This is a genomic window from Candidatus Methylomirabilota bacterium, assembly GCA_036005065.1.
Taxonomy (GTDB): Bacteria; Methylomirabilota; Methylomirabilia; order Rokubacteriales; family DASRDR01; genus DASYQW01.
Window position 1 is genome coordinate 1 of the sequence record DASYQW010000152.1, and the last position, 5,210, is coordinate 5,210.

Here is a 5,210-nt window from a genome sequence, read left to right on the forward strand (position 1 = left end):
AGAGCGCGCGCACGCGGTCATGCGGCTCTGTCCGGAGATCGCGAGCCCCGTGAGCGGGCTGACGGCCATCACCAGCACGTTGTCGGGGCCGAGTGGGTCGGCGCCGCGCGGGATCGTCTGGAGCAGGAGGTACGCGGCGAGGGCACTGCCGCCGGGATACTTCCGGTAGACGTCCTCGGGGATGGTCTTCGTCTCGACGGTGCCGCGGCTCAGGTCAACGTGATGAACGGTGGCCGTGAGTGCCAAGGCTCTTCTCCTTTGGGAGGCCAGCCTACCATGCATCAGGATCTCTCTGGGCTCGGGTCGGACGCGTCGAGGCGCCGCTGGCCGAGGTAGGCTTCCCGGATGGCGGGATCCGCGAGCAGCGCCGCCGCCTGGCCTTCCAGCACGAGCGCGCCGCTCTGGAGCACGTAGCCCCGGTGGGCGATGGCGAGGGCGACCCGGGCATTCTGCTCGACCATGAACACCGTCACCCCCCGCCTGTTGATCTCCGACACCAGGTCGAGGACGCGATCGACGAACGCCGGGGCGAGTCCCATGGTCGGCTCGTCCATGCACACGAGACGAGGCCGGCTCATGAGGGCGCGGGCCATGGCCAGCATCTGCTGCTCGCCGCCGCTCAGCGTTCCGGCGAGCTGGCGCCGGCGGTCCCGCAACCGCGGGAACAGGTCGAACATGCCGGCCATGTCGTCGAGCACGGCCCGCCGGTCGCGTCGCGTGTACGCCCCCATCCGCAGGTTTTCTTCCACCGTCATCGCCGGGAACATCCGCCGGGCCTCGGGGACCGACGCCACCCCGCGGCGGATGATCTCGGAGGTCGGGCGGCCGGTGATCGCCCGGCCGTCCAGCAGGACCTGCCCCGAGCGCGGCCGCACGAGGCCCAGGATGACCTTCATGGTCGTCGACTTGCCGGACGCGTTCCCTCCGAGCAGCGCCACGATCTCCCCCGCCTCGACGTGGAGCGTGAGGCGGGAGAGCGCGTGGACGGGCCCGTAATACGCGTCGATCGCCTCGAGCCTCAGCACACGGGGCCACCCCTCCGGCCGAGGTACGCCTCGATCACGCGCTCGTCCGACTGCACCTGCGAAGCGGTTCCCTGGGCAATGAGCTTTCCGTAGTCGAGGACCAGGACGCGGTCCGACAGCGCCATGACGAAATCCAGCTTGTGCTCGATCAGCAGGATCGTGTGCCCCTCGGCCCGGAGCGCCGCCAGCTGGCCGAGCAGCTCGCCGGTCTCCGTCGGGTTCATGCCGGCGGTCGGCTCGTCCAGCAGCAGCAGGCGCGGGCGCATCGAGAGCGCTCGCGCGATCTCCGTCCGCCGCCGGTTGGCGTAGGAGAGCGAGAAGGCGCGCTGGTCCCGGCGAGGCGCGAGCCGCTCGCCGAACCGTTCCAGCTCGGCGGAGGTCTCGCGCTGGCAGGCTTCCTCCTCGCGACGAACGCCCGGCGGCCGAACGAGGGCGACCACCGTCTCGGCCAGGAGCGGCGCCCAGCGGCCGACCGGCGCGTGGCGCCACCGGCCGAGCGGGCGCGCCGCCCGCAGGCGCCCGTGCATGCCGACCATCAGGTTCTCGGCGACGGTCATGTTGGCAAAGACGCGGCCGTTCTGAAAGGTCCGGGCCATCCCCAGCTCGGCGATCTGCTCGGGAGGCGCCCCGGTGATCCGGCGGCCGTCGAAGGTCACCTCCCCGCTGTCAGGACGGAGGAGTCCGGTGACGAGGTTGAAGACGGTGGTCTTGCCCGAGCCATTCGGGCCGATCAGGCTGATGGTCTCGCCCGGGGCGATCCGGAACGTCAGGCCGTCGACCGCCCGGACGCCGCCGAACGTCTTGACCAGGCCCGTCACCTCCAGCAACGGGCCGGGGCTCACGCGCTCCCCAGGAGCCCCTGCGGCCGGAACCGCACCATCAGCAGGAGCAGCAGCCCGTACGCGAGCATGCGCACCTCCTGGAGTGGCCGGAACAGCTCGGGCGCGCCGACCAGGACGATGGCCCCCGCGATCGCCCCGGCCACGTTGGCCATGCCCCCCGCCACGACGATGGTCAGCGCCAGCACGGAGACGAGGACGCCGAACATGTCGGGACTGACGTAGCTGTACTGGTGGGCCAGCAGGCTGCCCCCGATCCCCGCCACGAAGGCCGCGGCCGCGAACGCGAGCGACTTGTAGCCGGCCCGGGGGACCGCGAAGGACTGGGCCGCCAGCTCGTCCTCGCGGATCGCCCGCCACCCGCGCCCGAGATGCGAGGCCTGCAGGGCGGTGACGAGGGCCGCGCACCCGAGCAGCACCGCGACGGAGAGGAGATAGAAGTCGCGGGCCGAGTCCATCACGTGGCCGAAGAGGGACGGCGGCGGAATCGTGTTGATCCCGAGGGGTCCCCGCGTCAGCCACTCGAGATTCAGGATCGACGAGGTCACCATCGCGCCGATCCCCAGCGTGGCGATCGCCACGTAGTGCCCCCGCAGGCGGAGGACGGGCGAGACGATGACCGCCGCGACGAGCGCGGCCATCCCGCCGGCGGCCGGCAGCGCCAGCCAGAACGGCCAGGCATGCTCCTTGGTCAGGAGGGCCGAGGTGTAGGCGCCGATGGCGAAGAGACCGGCCTGCCCCAGCGAGACCTGGCCGGCGGTGCCGGACACCAGGGTCAGCGAGAGCGCCAGGATCGCGAAGACCGCCACCACGCTGGCGACCCGCAGAAGGTAGTTGCTGCCCCACAGTGGGAGCACGACGCCGGCGACCAGGATCAGGAGCGCGAGCTGCCAGCGGCGGATTCGGACCGGCGCGCCTCCGGCGAAGAACGTCCCCGTCATCGGCTCCCGCAGGAGCACCCCCGGCGAGCCCAGGAGCCCGCTGGGTCGGAGCCACAGGACGCCGATCAGGATCGCGAACGCGATGAGCTGTCGAGTGCTGCCTCCGAACCACGTGACCCCGAAGCTCTCCACCACGCCGAGGAGCAAGCCGCCCACCACGGCACCCGGGAGACTGCCCAGGCCACCGAGCGTCGCGGCGGCGAACCCCTCCAGGCCGGCGTTGAAGCCCATCGACGGCTCCACCGTGCTGAAGTACATCCCGACCAGCAGGCCGCCGATCCCGGCCAGCGCCGACGCGAGGGCGAAGGCCAGACCCTGCACGGCGCCGACGTTCACCCCCATCTGCTGGGCGGCTTCACGGTCCTGGGCGGTCGCGCGGATCGCCCAGCCGAGCCGCGCGTACTTCAGGAACGCCCACAGCGCCCCGACGCTCAGGAGGCTCACCCCCATGATCGTGACGTCCAGCGTCCCGAACCGCATGTCGCCGAGACGGAAGTTGTCGGTCGCCAGGAGGCTCGGAAGCCGGCGGCTCTCCGGCTGGAACGCGAGCTCCAGGGAGCGGTCGAGGATCAGCGCGATGGCCACCGTCGACAGCAGCGGAGCGATCGGCGGCGCGCCGGCCAGCGGTCGCAGCGCCACTCGCTCGATGACCAGCCCGAGGAGCGCCGTCGCCCCGGTCACGACCAGCAGGGTCGCCCACAGCGGCAGGTGCAGCTCGGCCACGCACCACCAGCCCAGCATGGCGCCCAGCGCGAACACCGAGCCCTGAGCGAAGTTGACGAGGTCGGCCACGCCGAAGATCAAGGACAGGCCGACCGCGATCAGCGCGTAGGTGTTCCCGGTGATCAGGCCGCTCGCGAGCGCGTCGAGCACGCGTCAGCGAGTCAGTTGAGGAGCCTGAACTTCCCGTCCCTGACGACGATGGGAGCCAGGGCGCCCACGCCGACCCGCCGGATCTCGTTGAACTTGAAGGGCCCGAACGTGACGCTCGGGATCCCCTCCCCCTTCAGGAGCGCCTGCTGGATGCCCTCGCGGCTGAACCCGCCCCGCTCGGTCGCCCAGGCCATGATCTTCACCCCGTCGTACCCGATACTCGCGAAGAAGTCGGGCTCCTCGTTGTGCTTGGCCCGGTATCCCGCGACGAACTTCTGGATGTCGGGACGTCCGGCTTCCGGAAAGAAGAGCGTCTGGGTCAACACACCATTGACCGCGTCACCGCCGAGCTTCATGAACTGCGGCGAGTAGCAGGCCTCGCTGACGATGATCTTGCTCTCGACCCCGGCCTGCTTGGCCTGCTGCACCAGCAGGGCCCCGTCGGTGTAGTACGCGATGAGGACGAGCACCTCCGGCTTCGCGGCGCGAACCTTCGCCAGCAGGGCGCGAAAGTCCTTCTCGGTCTCCAGGTAGCTGTCGGCCAGCACGACCTGTCCACCCAGCTCCTTCAGCTTCTCGACATAGATGCTCTGGACGACCTTGCCCCAGTCCGTGTTCCGGTAGAGGACCGCCTGCGTCTTGCCGAGCCGGTTGACCGCGATGGTCGCGAGCGACGCCGCGATCTGCCGCTGGCTCATCTGGTTGGCGAAGATGAACTCGCCCGCCTTGGTGAGGTCCGGGTGCGAGCCCATGCTCATCTGCACCATCCGCGCCTTCTGGAAGACCGGCGAGGCGGCCATGATGGCCGGCGTCGGAATGTCCCCCAGCACGGCCAGGATTCGCCTGTCGTCCACGAACTTCTGGGCGATCGCCACCGTCTGCTTCGGGTCTCCCTGGGAGTCCTCGTAGACCAGCTCGATCTTTCGCCCCTTGATGCCTCCGGCCTCGTTGATCTCCTCGACGGCCACCGTCTGCGCCTTGCGCCACGTGCGGCCGAACTCGGCCATGCTCCCGCTCAGCGGGACCGAGACGCCGAAGACCGCGGCATCCTCGGCATGGGCGACCTGAATACTCTTCAGCGTGGCCGCCAGCCCGGCCATGCTCAGCAGGAAGCGTCTGCGGGTCGGCATCGTCGAGTCCCCCTTGGACGCGCTTTCGTAGCACACTGCCGGTGTTCCATCAAGCCGGGCTCGAGGGGGAGCGAAGGCAGCCGCCCACCGCTGGTACGGGACGCGGCGAGCGTCGGTCGCGGCGGACCGAGGCACACCCGGCATCGCACGTATACTGGCGGGAGAGCGTTCGACCACTGCTCGAGTGAGGAGCTCATGGGACACCGTGGACTGAAGTTCGGCATCTTCCTCGCGCCATTCCATCGCATCGGCGAGAACCCGACGCTCGCCATGGCGCGCGACATGGAGCTGATCGAGTGGCTCGACCACCTCGGCTACGACGAGGCGTGGATCGGCGAGCACCACTCGGCGGGCTGGGAGATCATCGCCTCGCCCGAGCTGACGATCGCCGCCGCCGCCGAG

At 70.2% G+C, this 5,210-nt stretch carries 6 protein-coding genes; 1 reads left to right on the top strand and 5 read right to left on the bottom strand.

What is annotated here, in order from left to right; genetic code table 11:
• The 5 genes from VGW35_10825 to VGW35_10845 form a co-directional block, all read right to left on the bottom strand.
• The coding region (locus tag VGW35_10825) for an aldehyde ferredoxin oxidoreductase N-terminal domain-containing protein (GenBank protein HEV8308150.1) at positions 1-246 on the bottom strand (246 nt) is incomplete at its 3' end.
• A gap of 35 nt (positions 247-281) precedes the next feature.
• Positions 282-1,025, bottom strand: a complete 744-nt coding sequence (locus VGW35_10830; protein HEV8308151.1) for an ABC transporter ATP-binding protein — start codon at positions 1,023-1,025, stop codon at positions 282-284.
• Entirely contained in the window at positions 1,019-1,867 is an 849-nt protein-coding gene (locus tag VGW35_10835; GenBank protein ID HEV8308152.1) for an ABC transporter ATP-binding protein, read from the bottom strand. Before VGW35_10835 ends, VGW35_10830 begins: the two co-directional genes overlap by 7 nt.
• Positions 1,864-3,678, bottom strand: coding sequence for an ABC transporter permease (locus VGW35_10840; protein HEV8308153.1), 1,815 nt, complete (start codon positions 3,676-3,678; stop codon positions 1,864-1,866). Before VGW35_10840 ends, VGW35_10835 begins: the two co-directional genes overlap by 4 nt.
• 11 nt (positions 3,679-3,689) lie before the next feature.
• Positions 3,690-4,808 carry an ABC transporter substrate-binding protein gene (locus VGW35_10845; GenBank protein HEV8308154.1) on the bottom strand — a complete coding sequence of 373 codons (1,119 nt, stop codon included), beginning with the start codon at positions 4,806-4,808 and terminating at the stop codon, positions 3,690-3,692.
• 195 nt (positions 4,809-5,003) lie between these two features.
• Here VGW35_10845 and VGW35_10850 point away from each other — a divergent pair.
• Positions 5,004-5,210, top strand: a 207-nt coding sequence (locus tag VGW35_10850; GenBank protein ID HEV8308155.1) for an LLM class flavin-dependent oxidoreductase, incomplete at its 3' end; no start/stop codon positions are given.

What these genes read in the sequence shown, in the direction of transcription:
- VGW35_10845 (HEV8308154.1), bottom strand. Translation starts at nt 4,808, where the DNA reads ATGCCGACCCGCAGACGCTTCCTGCTGAGCATGGCCGGGCTGGCGGCC.